Origin of the sequence: Leisingera daeponensis DSM 23529 (assembly GCF_000473145.1) — a bacterium.
In the GTDB taxonomy this organism is placed as follows: domain Bacteria; phylum Pseudomonadota; class Alphaproteobacteria; order Rhodobacterales; family Rhodobacteraceae; genus Leisingera; species Leisingera daeponensis.
On the sequence record NZ_KI421500.1, the window covers coordinates 443,522 to 459,531 of the forward strand.

Sequence of the window (16,010 nt, forward strand, 5' to 3'; positions counted from 1 at the left end):
GCGCGATACCGTTGCATTTTCGGAAATCTTTTCGGCACTTTCTTGAAAATCAAGAAATTGCGTTTGGTTTCACCGGGAGGCTGTTTTGTTGCTGATCGGAAACTTCTGCCCTAACTAGGTATCAGCATACAGTGGTGTACCGCCGGAAGGAGCAAGTCATGAGCCGGGTCGAGAAACAGGGAATTCAGGTTGCGCCGGAGCTGGCGGATTTCATTGAGAAACAGGCGCTGCCCGGCACCGGTGTCGAGGCTGAGGCGTTCTGGAACGGCCTGGCGGAGCTGGTGAACGGTTTCGGGCCGGAAAACCGCGCGCTGCTGGCCAAGCGCGAGGATATCCAGGCCCGGATCGACGCCTGGCACATCGCCAACCGAGACAAGCCGCATGACCACGAGGCTTATAAGGCGTTTCTGGCGGAGATCGGCTACCTGCTGCCGGAGGGCGGCGATTTCGAGATCGAAACGCAGAATGTCGACCCCGAGATCGCATCGGTGCCCGGACCGCAGCTGGTGGTGCCGATCACCAACGCGCGTTATGCGCTGAACGCGGCAAACGCGCGCTGGGGCAGCCTGTATGATGCCTTCTATGGCACTGACGCGATGGGCACCCCCGCCCCCGCGGGCGGCTACGACAAGGGCCGCGGCGCGCGGGTTGTGGCGCGCGCGCGGGTGTTTCTGGACGAGGCGTTCCCGGTTGATGGCGCAAGCCATGCCGATGCGCGGCGGTATCACGTGCAGGACGGCCAGCTTCTGATCGACGACCTGCCGCTGTCGCAGCCGGAGAAATTCGCAGGCTACCGCGGCAACCCCAAGGCACCGGAATCCGTGCTGCTGCGCAACAACGGGCTGCATGTGGAGCTGGTCTTTGACCGCGCCCATGCGATCGGCGCGCGCGACCAGGCGGGCCTTGCAGATGTGCGGCTGGAAAGCGCCATGTCGGCGATCATGGACTGCGAGGACTCGGTCGCCTGCGTCGATGCCGAGGACAAGGTGCTGGCTTATTCCAACTGGCTGGGCCTGATGAAGGGCGATCTGGAGACCAACCTGGAAAAGGGCGGCAAGATCATCACCCGGCGGCTGAACCCGGATTTCGGCTTCACGGCTCCGGATGGCACCGCCAAGACCGTCAAGGGCCGCGCACTGTTGTGGGTGCGCAACGTCGGCCATCTGATGACCAATCCGGCGGTGCTGGATAAGGATGGCAACGAGGCTTACGAGGGGCTTCTGGATGCGCTGATCACCGTCCTGATCGCCAAGCACGACCTGAAACGCGACGGCGGCAACTCCGCCCTGGGCTCGGTCTATGTGGTAAAGCCCAAGATGCACGGGCCGGAGGAAGTGGCCTTCACCGACCGGATCTTCGACAAGGTCGAGGATATTCTGGGCCTGCCGCGCCACACCGTGAAAATCGGCATCATGGATGAGGAGCGCCGCACCTCGGTGAATCTCAAGGAGTGCATCCGCGCCGCCAGGCACCGGGTGGCCTTCATCAACACCGGTTTCCTGGACCGCACCGGCGACGAGATCCACACCTCGATGGAGGCGGGGCCGTTTTCCCGCAAGGATTTCATCAAGCGCAAGGCCTGGATCGGTGCCTATGAGAACCTGAACGTCGACATCGGCCTGGAATGCGGCCTGTCGGGCAAGGCCCAGATCGGCAAGGGCATGTGGGCGATGCCCGACATGATGGCGGCGATGCTGGAGCAGAAGATCGAGCATCCGAAATCCGGCGCCAACTGCGCCTGGGTGCCGAGCCCGACCGCCGCCACGCTGCACGCGCTGCATTACCACAAGGTCGATGTATTCGCGGTGCAGGAACGGCTGAAGGCCGGCGGCCGCCGCGCCCATGTGGACGGCATCCTGGAAATCCCGCTGGCCACCTACCGCAAGTGGACGCCTGAGCAGATCGCCCGCGAGGTGGACAATAACGCGCAAGGCATCCTGGGCTACGTGGTGCGCTGGATCGACCAGGGCGTCGGCTGCTCCAAGGTGCCGGATATCAACAACGTCGGTCTGATGGAGGACCGCGCCACCTGCCGGATTTCCGCCCAGCATATCGCCAACTGGCTGCATCACGGCGTGGTCAGCGAGGACGAGGTGATGGGCAGCTTGCGCAAGATGGCCAAGGTGGTGGACGAGCAGAACCGCGGCGACAACAGCTACCGTCCGATGGCACCGGGTTTTGATACCATCGCCTTCCAGGCGGCCTGCGATCTGGTGTTCAATGGGCGGGTGCAGCCGTCAGGCTATACCGAGCCGGTGCTGCACGCCCGCCGCCTGGAACTGAAGGCCCAGGAAGCTTCGGCCTGATTGCGTCAAACTGACCGCGGAAAACAGTTTCCCGGAAATAACGGGTAGTCAAAGGGGGCCTTTTGGCCTCCTTTTTTCATTCGTAACGTAACTTCGGCGGGAGGAAGGCCACACATGGCAGGGATTTCATTGGATCAGGCGCGCACCATCATCCGGGCGGCGCTGGACAGCGGGCGCGGGAACAACTTGAAACCGCTGTCGGTGGTGGTGCTGGACGCCGGCGGCCACGTGCAGGCGTTCGAACGCGAGGACGGTGCCGCGCCGGGCCGGTTTGCCATCGCCCATGGCAAGGCCTATGGCGCGGTGATGCTGGGGATGGCAGGCACCGCGCAGATGGCGCGGGCCGAAAGCCAGGCCTATTTCATGGCAGCGGTGAATGGGGTTTACGGCGGCCAGGTCGTGCCGGTGCCCGGCGGCGTGCTGGTCAGGGATGGCTCTGGTGACGTGATCGGCGCCGTGGGTGTGACCGGCGACACCTCGGACAATGACGCGGCCGCCGCGATTGCCGGGATCGAAGCCGCGGGGCTGCACGGAGAAATCTGAAACAGCCCCCTCCCGCCGGGGCTGGAGGGAAGCTCACTCAGGCGGCGGGAGGAGACCCTGCTCTTAACGCGGGAGAGGGGGAGGGGGACCAGCTTAAGAGCAGACCGCTTGCTTAGGGCAGCATCACGGTGTCAATCACATGGATAACGCCGTTTGAGGCTTCGACGTCTGCGGTGGTGACCGTGGCGTCATTGATCTTGACCCCGCCGTCCATCGACACGGTGATCTCTTTGCCCATCACGGTTTCCGCGGTCATGCCGTCGCTCAGGTCCGACGACATCACCTTGCCCGGTACCACGTGGTAGGTGAGGATCTCTGTCAGCTGCGCGCGGTTTTCCGGCTTCAGCAGGTTTTCCACCGTGCCCTCGGGCAGGGCAGCAAAGGCCTCATCTGTAGGTGCAAACACCGTGAAGGGTCCCTCGCCTTGCAGGGTGCCGACCAGATCTGCGGCGGTCAGAGCGGCTGTGAGGGTTTCGAACTGGCCTGCGGCGGTTGCGGTTGCGACGATATCCTTGGACCCGGCGGCAGCATCCGAGGGCACCGACAGGCCGACAGCGATGGCAAGCGCAGTCAGGGGGAGGCGGTCAAAGAACATGGGACATCCTTTCAGTCAGGCGCCAGGGGAAGAGGGCTTGAAGGGCTGGCAGAGATAGCTTGACATGCAAAAAATTTGCATGAGATACACTTTTGTGTGAGGTGCATTATTTTTGCACCTGGGGAAAATGACCCGCAACTGGATTGCACCGGAGGTCAAAATCATGAGCAAGCCCATGCTGTCCGAGACGCTTCAGGAAGGTTTGGAAGCCTACAGAATCGGCCCCAAACTGCGCAGTCTGCGCCAGGGCAAGGACATGGGGCTGGCGCAGCTGGGCGAGCACACCGGGCTGTCGGCGGCGATGCTGTCGCGGATCGAGCGGGGCCAGGTGTTTCCGACGCTGGCGACCCTGCTGCGCATCGCGATGGTGTTCGGGGTCGGGCTGGACCACTTCTTCGGCCCGGGCGAGGACGCGCCGGTGCTGGAAGTCGTGCGGCAGCGGGACCGGCTGAAACTGGGTGACAAGACCAGCGGGCCGCTGTCCTATCTGTTCGAAAGCCTGGATTTCCCGGTCACCAAAAGCCGGTTCCAGTCCTATCTTGCGGAATTTTCCGGCAACGGCTCCGAAAGCATGCCCCATGCGCATCCGGGCGCGGAGATGATCTATGTGATCGAGGGCGTGCTGGAACTGGGCATTCACGGCCGCACCGAGGTGCTGGACAAAGGCGACTCGATCTATTTCGACGCGGGGTTTGCCCACAGCTACCGCGCGGTGCAGGGGCAGCGGTGCCGCGCCCTGGTGGTGGTGTCGCAGGACGCCGCGCCCGACGGCCCGGCAGGCTGATCCGGGGCGGCAGCCTGCTGCTGACGCTGGGTTGTGTGGTTGTGAACACTGTGTTGCTCTGCGCCGCCTGTTGAACCCGTGCTGCGTCAGGGCTAGGTTTTTCTTCAGGGAATGACTGTGCGAGTGGATCATGACGCGACCCAAGGTTGGCATTATCGGCAACTCTTACCTGATCAACGATCAGTACCCCGTGCATGCGGGCGGCACGATGAATTCCGAGGCGATTGCCGAGGTGGCCGGATGCATGCCGCTGATGATCCCCTCCGACCCGCGTTTTGTCACCGTTGAGGAACTGCTGCACACGTTCGACGGCTTCCTGCTCACCGGCGGGCGGCCGAATGTGCACCCGCATGAATACGGCGAGGCGGAAACCGAGGCGCATGGCGCTTTTGACCGGGCGCGCGATGCCATCACCTTGCCGCTGATCCGCGCCTGTGTGGAACGCGGCCAGCCGTTCCTGGGCATCTGCCGCGGCTTCCAGGAGGTCAACGTGGCGATGGGCGGCTCGCTGCACCCCGAGATCCGCGATCTTCCGGGCCGGATGAACCACCGGATGCCGCCGGACGGCACGCTGGAAGAGAAATTTGCGCTGCGCCACAGCGTCCGGTTCAGCGCGGGCGGTGTGTTCCACCGACTGTTCGGCGCCGAGGAGGTGATGACCAACACCCTGCACGGCCAGGGCATCAAGCGCCCGGGCGCGCGGGTGGTGGTGGATGGGCAGGCCCCCGACGGCACGCCCGAGGCGATCTTCATCAAGGATGCGCCGGGTTTTACCCTGTCGGTGCAGTGGCATCCGGAGTGGGATGCCGCCAGCGACCCGGTGTCGCGCCCGCTGTTCGAGGCGTTCGGCACCGCAGTGCGGGCCTGGGCGGACGGCGGCACGCAGCCCGGTTTCCAGAAATCCGCATAGATGCGTTTGGTTAAAAGGTTTGAATATGAAAAGTGATGCGGAAGAGGGCGCGCCCCGCAGCGGGGGCCGCTACAAGATCCGGCAATTCAAGGCAGATGATGCGGAGGACCTGGCGGAGGTGTTCCGCGCTGCGGTGCATGGCATCGCAAGCCGGTTCTATTCACCCGAGCAGATCAACGCCTGGTGCCCAGGCGCCCCGCCGGCGGCGGCCATGGGGCAAAAGCTCTCTGACGGGCGGGCGGCTTGGGTGGCGGTGGACGAGGAGGGCGCGCCCGCGGCCTTCATCGACCTGGAATCCGATGGCCATATCGATATGCTGTTCTGCCACCCGCGCGCGGCCGGGCAAGGCGCTGCCGCGGCCCTCTATACCCGGCTGGAAGCGGCGGCAACGCGGCAGGGGCTTAAGCTGCTGTATGTGGAGGCCAGCGAAGCCGCGCGCGGCTTTTTCGAGCGGCAGGGGTTCGCCGTGGACCGGCGGCGCGAGTTCGAGCGCAGCGGTGTGAAGATCCACAATTACCGGATGGTCAAAATCCTGGGCTGAACCGGCGGGGCGGCCAGCAAGGCCGGTCGCCCTGTGCTCAGGTCAGCAGATCGAAGTCATGTATCAGCGGCAGCCGCCGTGCCCGTTTGCCGGTAAGGTCGAACAGCGCGTTTGCCAGTGCCGGGGCCGCGGGCGGGGTGCCGGGCTCGCCCGCGCCGCCGATATGCGTCTGCTCTTCCAGGATGCGCACCTCCACCTGCGGCATCGTGTGCATGCGGATGGCGTCGTAATCGGGGAAATTCACCTGCTCCGCAGCGCCCTCGGCAAAGGTGATTTCACCGAACATCGCTGCTGACAGCCCATAGGCCATGCCGCCGGACATCTGCGACTCCAGGTTCCGCGGGTCCAGCGCAACCCCCAGGTCAGCGGCAATCCAGGCTTTGCGGAGCCGGATCAGCCCGTCCTCCTCCGCGACTTCGATAACCTGCGCCACCGGAGTGCCGAAGCTGTAGGTCATGGCAACACCGCGGCCCACGCCTTCGGGCGTGGTGCCTGTCCAGCCGGACATCTCCTTGACCGCTTCCAGCACTTTGGCGGCGGGGGCCCATTCCTCGCGCGCCAGTTCCAGGCGGAATTCCAGCGGGTCGGCGCCCGCGGCATGGGCCAGCTCGTCTACAAAGCTTTCCATGAAAAAGCCGTTGATCGACGCGCCGACGGAACGCCAGAAGCCCACCGGGATCTGCAGGTCCGCTGCATAGCCGCGGATACGGTAGTTCGGGATTGCGTAGGGCTGGTTGAAGGCGCCGTCGGTCAGGGCCGCGTCCGGGCCGCTGGGCGGCAGGCCGATCCAGCGCTTCATCGCCTGCGCGGTGGGCGACTGCCCGGCAATCCGCCCGTCCAGCATGAGCGCCTTGCCGTCCTTCACCGCACCGCGGAACCGCGCCGCCGAGGCCGGGCGGTAGAAGTCATGGGTCATGTCCTCCTCCCGGCTCCAGGTCAGCTGCACCGGGGTGCCCGGCATCTGTCCGGCGAGGCGCGCGGCATAGACGGCAAAATCGGCCTCTCCCCGGCGCCCGAAGCCGCCGCCCATCAGGGTGGTGTTGACTTCCACCTGCTCCGGCGCGATCCCCAGCGCCTTGGCGCAGTGATCCCGCACCAGCATCGGCCCCTGGCTGCCGCACCAGATCTGCAGGCGGGTGCCATCGAACAGCGCGGTGGCGTTGAGCGGCTCCATGGTGGCATGCGCCAGATACGGCACCTCGTACTCCGCCGTCACCTCCTGCGCACCGTCCGGCAGGGTTTCGGCGTCTCCGTCATCGCGCAGGGTGGAGTTCGGCTTGCCCTCAAACGCCGCGCGGATTGCGCCGGAGATCTCTGCCTGGGTGGCCGGAACCGGGGCCTCAGCCCAATCGAAGCTGATGGCCTCCAGTGCTTGGATCGCCAGCCAGGTGTTGCGCCCGACAGCGGCAACCGCATTGCCAAGATCCGCGACCTGTTCGATGCCCGGCATCTGCAGGGCAGCGGCGGCATCAAAGCCTTTCATCGCGCCGCCCAGGTGCGGGTTTGCCTTGAGGGCCGCGAACTTCATGCCGGGCAGGCGCACGTCAATGCCGAACTGCGCGGTGCCGGTGGCCTTGCCCGCCATGTCCACCCGCGGCTGGGATTTGCCCAGCAGCCGCCATTCGCCGCGCGGGCGCAGGGGGGCGTTCACCGGCTCCAGCCGGGCGGCATCTGCTGCCAGCCCGGTATAGGCGATCTCCGCGCCATCCGGCGCAATCACCTTGCCGTCGCGGGTGCTGAGCTGGCTGCGGCTGACGCCCAGGCGCCCGGCAGCGGCTTCCTTCAGCGTTTCCCGCGCAGAGGCGCCGGCCAGGCGCATCCGCTCGTACCCGTCCTTCATCGAGGTCGAGCCGCCGGTCACTTGCAAATCCAGCAGCTTGCCCGCCTGGCCCAGCACGTCACCCAGCGCGTGCATGAACCTGGATTTGTCATAGCCGGTGCTGGGCAGCGCCTCGCTCATCAGCGCGGAGTTGTAATAGGCCTTGGCGGCGGGCCCGTGCAGAACCTCCACCTGATCCAGCGTCACGTCCAGCTCCTCGGCGATCAGCGCGGCCCAGGTGGTATGCACGCCCTGGCCCATCTCGGCGCGCGGCGCGATCAGGGTGATTTTCTGGTCCGAGATCATCACAAAGGGATTGAACGCCACTTCCCCTTCGCCCGGTTTCAGCGGGTTCGGGGCAGGGCGGCTGACGTAATAGGCGCCAAAGGCAACCCCGCCAACCATGGCGGCAGAGCCGATCAGGAAGGAGCGGCGGGCGATTTTCTTGAAACTGGCCATGGGTTACGCCTCCTGCATCTTTTGGGCGGCGGCGTGGATGGCGGCGCGGATGCGCGGGTAGGTTCCGCAGCGGCACAGGTTGCCTTGCATCGCCTCGTCAATTTCCGCATCCGAGGGGGACGGATTTTCCGCCAGCAGGCTCGCCGCCTGCATGATCTGGCCGGACTGGCAGTAACCGCACTGTGCCACCTGATGCTCGACCCAGGCTTGCTGGATCGCAGCCATCGCCTCCGGCGTGCCAAGGCCCTCGATCGTGGTCACCTCGCCCCAGACATCCGACAGCGCCACCTGGCAGGAGCGCACCGCCGTGCCATCAATATGCACGGTGCAGGCGCCGCAGGCGGCCACGCCGCAGCCGAACTTGGTGCCGGTCAGTCCAATCTCATCGCGCAGCACCCACAGCAGGGGGACGTCATCAGGCAGGTCCACCTGATGGGGTTTTCCATTGATGCGAAGCGTGGTGGACATGGCGTGTCTTCCTTTGCTGGGTATCTGACAAATGTAATCGAAAGTGTCAGTGTGTCAATTGACATTTTTTGCAGATAATGTCAGAAGCAAGTTTATGAACATGGCAGGCACAGACCCGAAACAGCAGGCAATCCTTGAGGCCGCCTGGGCGGCGTTCTCCACCTATGGGTTCCGCAAGACCTCGATGGACGACATCGCCAAGGGGGCAGGCATGTCGCGCCCGGCGCTCTATCTGCACTTCAAGAACAAGGAAGCGATCTTCCGGGCGCTGGTGGCCGCGTATTACGGCAATGCAGCGGAAAACGTCCGGACCGGACTGGCCTCCGAAGGCACCCTGACAGACCGCCTGCTGGCCGCCTTTCGGGGGCAGGGCGGCGAAGCGATCGAGTCGATGATGGCCTCGCCCCACGGGATGGAGCTGTTCGAGGTCACCAAGAGCGTGGCGGGTGAGGAGATTGAGGCGGGCGAGGCGGCCCTGCGCGGGCTTTACGCCGCCTGGCTGCAGAAGCAGGCAGAGGCCGGGCTGGCGGCGTTGCCCGGGGATGCCGCGGTGATCGCGCAGACGATTTGCGCTTCCCTCAAAGGCATCAAGCAAACCGCCGCGGATTTTTCCGCCTATCAGGCCAGTGTGCGCCAGCTGGCAGCCCTGATCGGGGCCGGGCTGACGCCGCGCTAAGGGGCGGGCCGAACGCACCGGCCTGCGCGTTCCTTACAGTTCGGTGCGCAGGTGCCAGAGCTCGGGGAACAGCTCCACTTCCAGCATCCGTTTCAGATAGCTGACGCCGCCGGTGCCGCCAGTGCCGCGCTTGAAGCCGATGACGCGCTCCACCGTGGTCACGTGGTTGAAGCGCCAGCGGCGGAAGTAATCCTCGAAATCCACCAGCTTCTCCGCCAGCTCATACAGCTCCCAATGGGTTTCGGTGTCGCGGTAGACTTCGGTCCAGGCGGCCTGCACGGCCTCATGCGGCACATAGGCGCCGGACACATCCCGGTTCAGCACTTCCTCCGGCAACGGGAAGTGCCGCGACAAAGCTTTCAATGCCACGTCGTAGAGCGACGGCTGTGCCAGCTCGGCTTCCAGAAGCGCCAGGATGTCCGGGCGGTGGGCGTGCGGGCGCAGCATCGCCTTGTTGCGGTTGCCCAGCATGAGTTCGATTTGCCGGTACTGGTACGACTGAAAGCCGGAGCTTTGGCCCAGCTCATCCCGGAAGGCGGTGTAATCCGACGGCGTCATGGTGCGCAACACGTCCCAGGCTGAGTTCAGCTGCTCAAAGATTCGCGCCACGCGGGCCAGCATCTTGAAGGCATGGTGCGCCTTGCCGGCCAGCAGCTGTTCGCGGGCGGCGGTCAGTTCGTGGATGGCCAGCCGCATCCACAGCTCGGACGTCTGGTGCTGGATGATGAACAGCATCTCGTCATGGGTATTGGTCCATGTCTTCTGTGCGTTCAGCAGCATGTCGAGCGACAGGTAATCGCCATAGGACATGCGCCCGTCAAAGGACATCTGGGCGCCGTCGTCGGCGGGATCATAGGGTTGGGTCATCGGCTCATTCCTTTTCCTAAAGTCAGTATATGTCAGGGAAGGGAATGCGTCCTCCGGTTCAGGGTGCCGCATTGGGCCAGGCGGCGCCACAGCGCGACCCAGCCCGCCGGGCGGCAAAGCGGCAGATGGGATGAGCGGGTGCGGCGCATCAGGTGACCGCGTGGCGGACCATGTATTCCGGGCGGTCCCACAAAGCGTTTGCCATCACATCGGCGATGATCTCCACCGCGGCGCGCACGTCGCCCTCGTCGATGTAGAGCGGGGTAAAGCCGAAGCGCATGATGTCCGGCGCCCGGAAGTCGCCGATCACGCCGCGGGCAATCAGCGCCTGCATCGCGGCATAACCTTCGCTGAATTTGAACGACACCTGGCTGCCGCGGAACGCCGGATCGCGGGGCGAGGCCAGCTCCAGCTGGGGGCAGGCCCTTTCCACCCCGGCGATGAACAGATCGCACAGCTCGATGGACTTGGCGCGCACGCTGTCCATGTCCGCCTTGTCCCAGACGTCCATTGCCGCCTCCAGCGCGGTCAGCTGCAGGATCGGCGGGGTGCCGACCCGCATCCGGTCGATGCCGCTGCCGGGCCGGTAGTCGAGGTCAAAGGCAAAAGGCGCCTCATGCCCCAGCCAGCCCGACAGGGCGGGGCGGGCGGTTTCTGCATGGCGGGGCGAGACATAGATGAAGGCCGGCGCGCCGGGGCCGCCATTGAGATACTTGTAGGTGCAGCCGACCGCGAAATCGGCCTTGCACCCGGCCAGATCCACCGGGATGGCGCCCGCCGAATGGGCCAGATCCCAGACCGTCAGCACGCCATGGGCATGGGCCTTTTCGGTCAGCGCCTTCATGTCGTGCTTGCGGCCGGTTCGGTAGTCCACCTCGGTGATCATCAGCACCGCGATGTCCTCGGTGATAGCGTCCTCGACCGCCTCCGGATCCACCACCCGCAGCTCATAGTCCGGCCCCAGCGATTTCAGCAGCCCGCTGGCCATGTACAGATCGGTGGGAAAGTTGCCGTTGTCCGACAGCACCACCTTGCGGCCCGGATTCAGCTCCAGCGCCGAGGCAACCGCCTGGTAGACCTTGATCGACAGCGTGTCGCCCATCACCACATGGCCCGGCTCCGCCCCGATCAGCCGCCCGATCCGGTCCCCCAGCGCCCTGGGCTTGTCCATCCAGCCGGCCTTGTTCCAGCCGGTGATCAGCATCTGACCCCATTCGTCCTGCATCATCGCACCGACGCGCTCCTTTGCAGCGCGCGGTAGCGGGCCCAGCGAGTTCCCGTCCAGATAGATCACGCCCTCAGGCAGGTCGAACATCGCCTTGGTTGCGGCAAAATCGGTCATCGGGGCCTCGCGTGCAGTGGGTATTTTAAGCTTGAAGCTTTTCGGGATTGCTACCGCATCCGCGCCATTCTGTCCAGTGCCTAGCGCCCGTCCTGCGTTTGCTGCGGCTCCGGGATGCCCAACTCTGCGCGCTTCTTCTTGGACAGCTTCGCAGTGACCATCTGATAGGACAGGGTGATCTGTTCCTTCAGCTCCGTGTCCGTAAGGCCATCGTCATCAAATTGCTGCAGCCACTTCATCCCGCGCGACGCCAGATAAGGCGCCGGGCGGACGCCGGGGCGCTCCTGCAATACCTCAAAGGCGATGTCGCCGGCCTTGAAGGTGAAGGCATCCCTGCCGTCGGCCCAGCCGCAAACCGCAAACAGCTTGCCGCCCGCCTTCCAGACGTCTGCATTGCCCCATTGCACAACGTGCTCCGACGCCGGAAAGCCCGCGCAGAAGGCGTTGAAAGCCTCCCGGTCCATCAGGTCTGCCCACCCGCGATTTCGATGCACTGGCCGTTTACCGATCCCGACCCGGGCCCGCACAGCCACAGCGCAGCGGCGGCGACCTCACTGGGTTCGATCAGCCGCTTGTGGCGGTTGGCGTTCACCATCACGTCCATTGCCTCCACCGCGCTCATGCCTGCGCGTAGTGAGATCGCGGTGACGTTACGCTCGACAATCGGGGTGTCGACATAGCCGGGGCACAGTGCGTTGAAGGTAAACGGCGTGCCCAGGTAGTCCTCGCTCAGCGCCCGGGTCAGGCCGATCATCCCGTGCTTGGTGGCAGAGTAGCAGGCCGCACCCTTCAGCCCCCGCAGCCCGGCGATGGAGGACACGGTGATCACCCGGCCCCAGTCGGTTTCCCGCATCGACTTGAAACACTCCCGGATGGTGAGGAAGGCGCCGTCGAGATTGGTCGCCATCATGTTGCGCCAGAACTCCATCGAGGTCTTGTGCAGGGCCGCGCCTTCGGCAATGCCGGCGTTGGCAACGCAGATCTGAACCGGGCCGCGCGCCGCCACTGCGGCGTCCACCTTAGCCGCCACGTCCGCCTCGCTGCGCACATCCATCGCCAGCGGATGCAGGCCGCCCGTGGCAACCTCGTCCAGAACTTCCTGCCTGCGCCCGGTGATGGTGACCTGCGCGCCCTCAGCGGCCAAAGCCTGAGCAATCGCCAGCCCGATCCCGGTGCCGCCGCCCGTAACCAGCGCGTGTTTGCCTTGCAATGTCATCTTTCCCCGGCCTCCCTGTTTGCAGGCAGCCTAGCCGGGCCGCAGCCTCTGGCAACCCCGCCGTGCCGTCACGCCGCATGGGACAGGCGTTTACAGTCACATTCGCATGTGTGAATGTCGTTGCAAACCTTCAGGGAGATTTCCGATGAAAGCCATTGCCGCCTTCAGCGCCGCCTTGCTGATGCCCCTTGCCGCGCAGGCAAGCGAAGACATCGCCGACCAGTACCCGCAGTCCGAGCTGTATTCCAAACCGGTGGAGGTGATCCCGCATGTCTTCTCCGCCATCGGCGCCACCGCGCCGCCGACCTATGAGAATGCAGGCCACAACAACAACCTTTCCTTCATCGTAACTTCAGAAGGCGTGGTGGTGGTGAACTCCGGCGCCTCCGACGCGCTGGCCAAAGCGCTGCACGACGAAATCAAGCAGGTGACGGATCAGCCTGTTGTGCTGGTGATCAACGAAAACGGCCAGGGCCACGCGATGCTGGGCAACGGCTACTGGCGGGATCAGGGGGTGGATGTGCTGGCCCATGCCGAGGCGATTGCCGAGACGCAGGAAAACAGCGGCCAGATTCTGCAGCAAATGCGCGGCTACAACAAGGACCGGGCGGGGGAGACGCGGGTGGAACATGCCAACCTGTCGTTCGAAGACCGCTATGACCTCTCCTTGGGCGGGGTGGAGATGCAGGTGCTGCACCTCGGCCCGGCGCATGATCCGGGCGACATCCAGGTCTGGATCCCGGAGTGGGACCTGCTGATCGCCGGCGACATCGCCTTTCACGAACGCATGCTGCCCATCTTTCCGCACACCTGCACCAAGTGCTGGATCGAAACCTGGCAGGACAAGCTGGAACCGCTTGACCCCGCCTATGTGATCCCGGGCCACGGCCACCCGACCAATTTGCCGCAGGTGCGCCGCTATACGCTCGACTACCTGACCGATCTACGGGCCAAGGTCGGCGCCCACATCGAGGCGGGCGGTGACCTCGCCAGCGCCTACTATGTTGACCAGGAGCGCTGGAAGTCGCTCGATACCTTCGAAGAGCTGGCGACCAAGAACGCGGGCCGGGTTTTTGAGGAAATGGAGTGGGAGTGAGCCGGCCCCGCTGCGGTACACAAAAATATACTTAGGCAAACCGGTGAATTTGTGCAGGATCATGCCGCAAGCCGGAACAGATTCGTCGTTTCTGCGGCACCAAGGGCATTTTGTCCTTTTCTTACAGTCCCGGCCGAACCGGTCTGGACGGCCAGGACGGATAAGGGAAAACTGCCCGCGATGTGCATGAATTCCGGACATATTCTGCAAGGAGTCAGGGCCTGATGCGGTGGCTGGATGTGCCGCCCGTGTGGCTCGCGGGCTGTGTCCTGGCCGCATGGCTGCAAGCGCGGCATTTTCCGCTCGGGCTCTCCTTCGGCGGCGCCTGGGCAGAGTTTCTGGGCGGTGTCCTGCTGGGCGGCGGCCTGCTCCTGGCGCTGCTCGCCATCACCGAGATGCGGCGGCAAAAGACCACGGTCCTGCCGCATCAGACGCCCAGCCGCCTGGTGCAGTCGGGCATCTTCAGCCGCAGCCGCAACCCGATCTACCTGGGCGATGTGCTGATCCTGGCGGGCCTCATCCTCTGGTTCGGCGCGGTGCTGTCGCTGCCACTGATCCCGGTTTTCCTCTGGCTGCTGGAGAAACGCTTTGTCATCCCGGAAGAGGACAGGATGCGCCGGACGTTCCGCGCCGACTGGGCCCGGTACGAGCGGAAAGTGCGCCGCTGGATCTGACCGGAACGCGGCATTGCGGCATGACTTTGCGGCAACGCAGCAAAATCCTTGCGCAATAATCTTGCGCATTGTAGAGAAAATCATTGTGATCCGTACCCAGAGGATGCTGGCACGGGCAGGACGAGGGGGACCGACAAGGTGAGAATAGGAACACCAAAAGAAACATATGCGGGTGAAAACCGCGTTGCGATGACGCCGGAGTCTGCGGTTCAGCTGCAGAAGCTGGGGTATGACTGCGCGATCGAGACGGGGGCCGGGGCGGCGGCGGGGTTTTCCGATGCCGCCTATGAAGCCGCCGGGGTCGAGATCATCAAGACAGCGGCGGCGCTGTGGAAGGCCGCCGATATCATCGCCAAGGTGCGCCAGCCGGATGCCGCCGAGCTGAAGCGGCTGGCCAGGGGCAAGACGCTGATCTCCTTCTTCAATCCGGCCGGGAACGAAGAAGGCATGGCGCTGGCCAAGGCCAAGGGCGCCAATGTGATCGCCATGGAGATGGTGCCGCGGATCTCCCGCGCGCAGAAGATGGATGCGCTCAGCTCCATGGCCAATATCGCGGGCTACCGCGCGGTCATCGAGGCGGGCAACAACTTCGGCCGCTTCTTCACCGGCCAGATCACCGCCGCAGGCAAGGTGCCGCCCGCCAAGGTGCTGGTGGTCGGCGCAGGCGTCGCCGGGCTTGCCGCCATCGGCACCTCGACCTCGCTGGGGGCCGTCACCTATGCCTTCGACGTGCGCCCGGAAGTGGCCGAGCAGGTGGAATCGATGGGCGCCGAGTTCGTCTATCTCGATTTCGAGGAGGAGCAGCAGGACGGTGCCGCCACCGGCGGCTATGCCTCTGTGTCCTCGCCGGAATTCCGTGAAGCGCAGCTGGCCAAGTTCCGCGAGCTGGCGCCGGAGGTCGACATCGTCATCACCACCGCGCTGATCCCCAACCGCGAAGCGCCAGAGCTGTGGACCGAGGACATGGTCGCCGCAATGAAGCCCGGCTCGGTCATCGTCGACCTGGCCGCGGAGAAGGGCGGCAACTGCAAGCTGACCGTCGCGGATGAGAAGATCGTCACCGAAAACGGCGTCACCATCATCGGCTACACCGACTTCCCCAGCCGGATGGCGGCGCAGTCGTCGTCGCTTTACGCCACCAACATCCGCCACATGATGGCCGACCTGACGCCGGACAAGGACGGCCAGGTCAACCACAACATGGAGGACGACGTGATCCGCGGCGCCACCGTGGCGTTCGAGGGCGAGATCACCTTCCCGCCGCCGCCGCCCAAGGTGCAGGCGATTGCCGCCAAGCCCAAGGCCGCGGTGCCGGAGCTGACGCCGGAGGAGAAACGCGCCAGGGAGGTTGAGGCCTTCAAGGCGCAGACCAAGAGCCAGGTCGCGATGCTGGCGGGCGGCGGCGCGCTGCTTTTGCTGGTGGGCCTCTTTGCGCCGGTCAGCTTCATGCAGCATTTCATCGTCTTCGCGCTGGCCTGTTTCGTGGGCTTCCAGGTGATCTGGGGCGTCGCGCACAGCTTGCACACGCCGCTGATGGCGGTCACCAACGCGATCTCCTCGATCATCATCCTGGGCGCGCTGATGCAGATCGGCTCCGGCTCGTTCCTGGTGATCCTCTTGGCGGCGCTCAGCGTCTTCATGGCCGGGATCAACATCTTCGGCGGCTTCCTCGTCACCCGGCGCATGCTTGCCATGTTCCAGAAATCTTAAAGAA

Annotated in this window: 16 protein-coding genes; 9 read left to right on the top strand and 7 right to left on the bottom strand. The window is 64.7% G+C overall.

The genetic code is table 11. The annotated features are described in order from the left end of the window. The first annotated feature begins 158 nt into the window (after positions 1-158). Together DAEP_RS0102540 and DAEP_RS0102545 are read left to right on the top strand one after the other, a co-directional pair. Positions 159-2,306 carry a malate synthase G gene (locus DAEP_RS0102540; RefSeq protein ID WP_027243570.1) on the top strand — a complete coding sequence of 716 codons (2,148 nt, stop codon included), beginning with the start codon at positions 159-161 and terminating at the stop codon, positions 2,304-2,306. Between the two features lie 114 nt (positions 2,307-2,420). Further along, on the top strand, positions 2,421-2,849 hold the full coding sequence (locus DAEP_RS0102545) for a GlcG/HbpS family heme-binding protein (RefSeq protein ID WP_027243571.1): 429 nt from the start codon (positions 2,421-2,423) through the stop codon (positions 2,847-2,849). 112 nt (positions 2,850-2,961) lie between these two features. On the opposite strand, the gene DAEP_RS0102550 is transcribed toward DAEP_RS0102545, so the two are convergent. Next, on the bottom strand, positions 2,962-3,444 hold the full coding sequence (locus DAEP_RS0102550) for a fasciclin domain-containing protein (protein WP_008555377.1): 483 nt from the start codon (positions 3,442-3,444) through the stop codon (positions 2,962-2,964). Between the two features lie 163 nt (positions 3,445-3,607). Between DAEP_RS0102550 and DAEP_RS0102555 the strand changes: the two genes are divergently transcribed. From DAEP_RS0102555 to DAEP_RS0102565, 3 genes are all read left to right on the top strand, one after another. Further along, entirely contained in the window at positions 3,608-4,228 is a 621-nt protein-coding gene (locus tag DAEP_RS0102555; protein WP_245595047.1) for a helix-turn-helix domain-containing protein, read from the top strand. A 130-nt stretch (positions 4,229-4,358) separates the two neighbouring features. Beyond that, positions 4,359-5,138, top strand: a complete 780-nt coding sequence (locus DAEP_RS0102560) for a gamma-glutamyl-gamma-aminobutyrate hydrolase family protein (RefSeq protein ID WP_008555703.1) — start codon at positions 4,359-4,361, stop codon at positions 5,136-5,138. A gap of 25 nt (positions 5,139-5,163) precedes the next feature. Then, positions 5,164-5,679: a GNAT family N-acetyltransferase gene (locus DAEP_RS0102565; RefSeq protein ID WP_051337309.1), complete on the top strand. Its 516-nt coding sequence runs from the start codon at positions 5,164-5,166 to the stop codon at positions 5,677-5,679. Between the two features lie 37 nt (positions 5,680-5,716). On the opposite strand, the gene DAEP_RS0102570 is transcribed toward DAEP_RS0102565, so the two are convergent. Together DAEP_RS0102570 and DAEP_RS0102575 are read right to left on the bottom strand one after the other, a co-directional pair. Beyond that, positions 5,717-7,957: a xanthine dehydrogenase family protein molybdopterin-binding subunit gene (locus DAEP_RS0102570; RefSeq protein WP_027243574.1), complete on the bottom strand. Its 2,241-nt coding sequence runs from the start codon at positions 7,955-7,957 to the stop codon at positions 5,717-5,719. A 3-nt stretch (positions 7,958-7,960) separates the two neighbouring features. Beyond that, positions 7,961-8,425 (bottom strand): (2Fe-2S)-binding protein, encoded by a 465-nt coding sequence (locus tag DAEP_RS0102575; protein WP_027243575.1) that lies wholly within the window; start codon positions 8,423-8,425, stop codon positions 7,961-7,963. A 94-nt stretch (positions 8,426-8,519) separates the two neighbouring features. On the opposite strand from DAEP_RS0102575, the gene DAEP_RS0102580 reads away from it, so the two are divergent. Next, positions 8,520-9,101: a TetR/AcrR family transcriptional regulator gene (locus DAEP_RS0102580; protein WP_027243576.1), complete on the top strand. Its 582-nt coding sequence runs from the start codon at positions 8,520-8,522 to the stop codon at positions 9,099-9,101. Positions 9,102-9,134: 33 nt separating this feature from the next. Here the strand turns inward: DAEP_RS0102580 and kynA are convergent, their stop codons facing one another. The 4 genes from kynA to DAEP_RS0102600 all read right to left on the bottom strand — a co-directional run bounded on the left by kynA (position 9,135) and on the right by DAEP_RS0102600 (position 12,526). Next, positions 9,135-9,968, bottom strand: a complete 834-nt coding sequence (gene kynA, locus DAEP_RS0102585) for a tryptophan 2,3-dioxygenase (protein ID WP_027243577.1) — start codon at positions 9,966-9,968, stop codon at positions 9,135-9,137. A 148-nt stretch (positions 9,969-10,116) separates the two neighbouring features. Further along, entirely contained in the window at positions 10,117-11,310 is a 1,194-nt protein-coding gene (gene kynU / locus DAEP_RS0102590) for a kynureninase (RefSeq protein WP_008553945.1), read from the bottom strand. An 80-nt stretch (positions 11,311-11,390) separates the two neighbouring features. Next, positions 11,391-11,774 (bottom strand): MmcQ/YjbR family DNA-binding protein, encoded by a 384-nt coding sequence (locus DAEP_RS0102595; RefSeq protein ID WP_027243578.1) that lies wholly within the window; start codon positions 11,772-11,774, stop codon positions 11,391-11,393. Continuing rightward, positions 11,774-12,526, bottom strand: a complete 753-nt coding sequence (locus DAEP_RS0102600) for an SDR family NAD(P)-dependent oxidoreductase (protein WP_027243579.1) — start codon at positions 12,524-12,526, stop codon at positions 11,774-11,776. Before DAEP_RS0102600 ends, DAEP_RS0102595 begins: the two co-directional genes overlap by 1 nt. Before the next feature lie 145 nt (positions 12,527-12,671). On the opposite strand from DAEP_RS0102600, the gene DAEP_RS0102605 reads away from it, so the two are divergent. The 3 genes from DAEP_RS0102605 to DAEP_RS0102615 all read left to right on the top strand — a co-directional run bounded on the left by DAEP_RS0102605 (position 12,672) and on the right by DAEP_RS0102615 (position 16,006). Further along, positions 12,672-13,622, top strand: coding sequence for an MBL fold metallo-hydrolase (locus DAEP_RS0102605; protein WP_027243580.1), 951 nt, complete (start codon positions 12,672-12,674; stop codon positions 13,620-13,622). 224 nt (positions 13,623-13,846) lie between these two features. Further along, complete coding sequence (locus DAEP_RS0102610; RefSeq protein WP_027243581.1) at positions 13,847-14,296, top strand: methyltransferase family protein; 450 nt, start codon at positions 13,847-13,849, stop codon at positions 14,294-14,296. A 138-nt stretch (positions 14,297-14,434) separates the two neighbouring features. Beyond that, positions 14,435-16,006 (top strand): Re/Si-specific NAD(P)(+) transhydrogenase subunit alpha, encoded by a 1,572-nt coding sequence (locus DAEP_RS0102615; RefSeq protein ID WP_027243582.1) that lies wholly within the window; start codon positions 14,435-14,437, stop codon positions 16,004-16,006. Positions 16,007-16,010: the final 4 nt, after the last annotated feature.

Coding starts and splice junctions, on each gene's coding strand:
- DAEP_RS0102575 (WP_027243575.1), bottom strand. CDS start 8,425: ATGTCCACCACGCTTCGCATCAATGGAAAACCCCATCAGGTGGACCTG.
- DAEP_RS0102555 (WP_245595047.1), top strand. CDS start 3,608: ATGAGCAAGCCCATGCTGTCCGAGACGCTTCAGGAAGGTTTGGAAGCC.
- kynA (WP_027243577.1), bottom strand. CDS start 9,968: ATGACCCAACCCTATGATCCCGCCGACGACGGCGCCCAGATGTCCTTT.
- DAEP_RS0102545 (WP_027243571.1), top strand. CDS start 2,421: ATGGCAGGGATTTCATTGGATCAGGCGCGCACCATCATCCGGGCGGCG.
- DAEP_RS0102560 (WP_008555703.1), top strand. CDS start 4,359: ATGACGCGACCCAAGGTTGGCATTATCGGCAACTCTTACCTGATCAAC.
- DAEP_RS0102550 (WP_008555377.1), bottom strand. CDS start 3,444: ATGTTCTTTGACCGCCTCCCCCTGACTGCGCTTGCCATCGCTGTCGGC.
- DAEP_RS0102540 (WP_027243570.1), top strand. CDS start 159: ATGAGCCGGGTCGAGAAACAGGGAATTCAGGTTGCGCCGGAGCTGGCG.
- DAEP_RS0102570 (WP_027243574.1), bottom strand. CDS start 7,957: ATGGCCAGTTTCAAGAAAATCGCCCGCCGCTCCTTCCTGATCGGCTCT.
- kynU (WP_008553945.1), bottom strand. CDS start 11,310: ATGACCGATTTTGCCGCAACCAAGGCGATGTTCGACCTGCCTGAGGGC.
- DAEP_RS0102600 (WP_027243579.1), bottom strand. CDS start 12,526: ATGACATTGCAAGGCAAACACGCGCTGGTTACGGGCGGCGGCACCGGG.
- DAEP_RS0102610 (WP_027243581.1), top strand. CDS start 13,847: ATGCGGTGGCTGGATGTGCCGCCCGTGTGGCTCGCGGGCTGTGTCCTG.
- DAEP_RS0102595 (WP_027243578.1), bottom strand. CDS start 11,774: ATGGACCGGGAGGCTTTCAACGCCTTCTGCGCGGGCTTTCCGGCGTCG.
- DAEP_RS0102565 (WP_051337309.1), top strand. CDS start 5,164: ATGAAAAGTGATGCGGAAGAGGGCGCGCCCCGCAGCGGGGGCCGCTAC.
- DAEP_RS0102580 (WP_027243576.1), top strand. CDS start 8,520: ATGAACATGGCAGGCACAGACCCGAAACAGCAGGCAATCCTTGAGGCC.
- DAEP_RS0102605 (WP_027243580.1), top strand. CDS start 12,672: ATGAAAGCCATTGCCGCCTTCAGCGCCGCCTTGCTGATGCCCCTTGCC.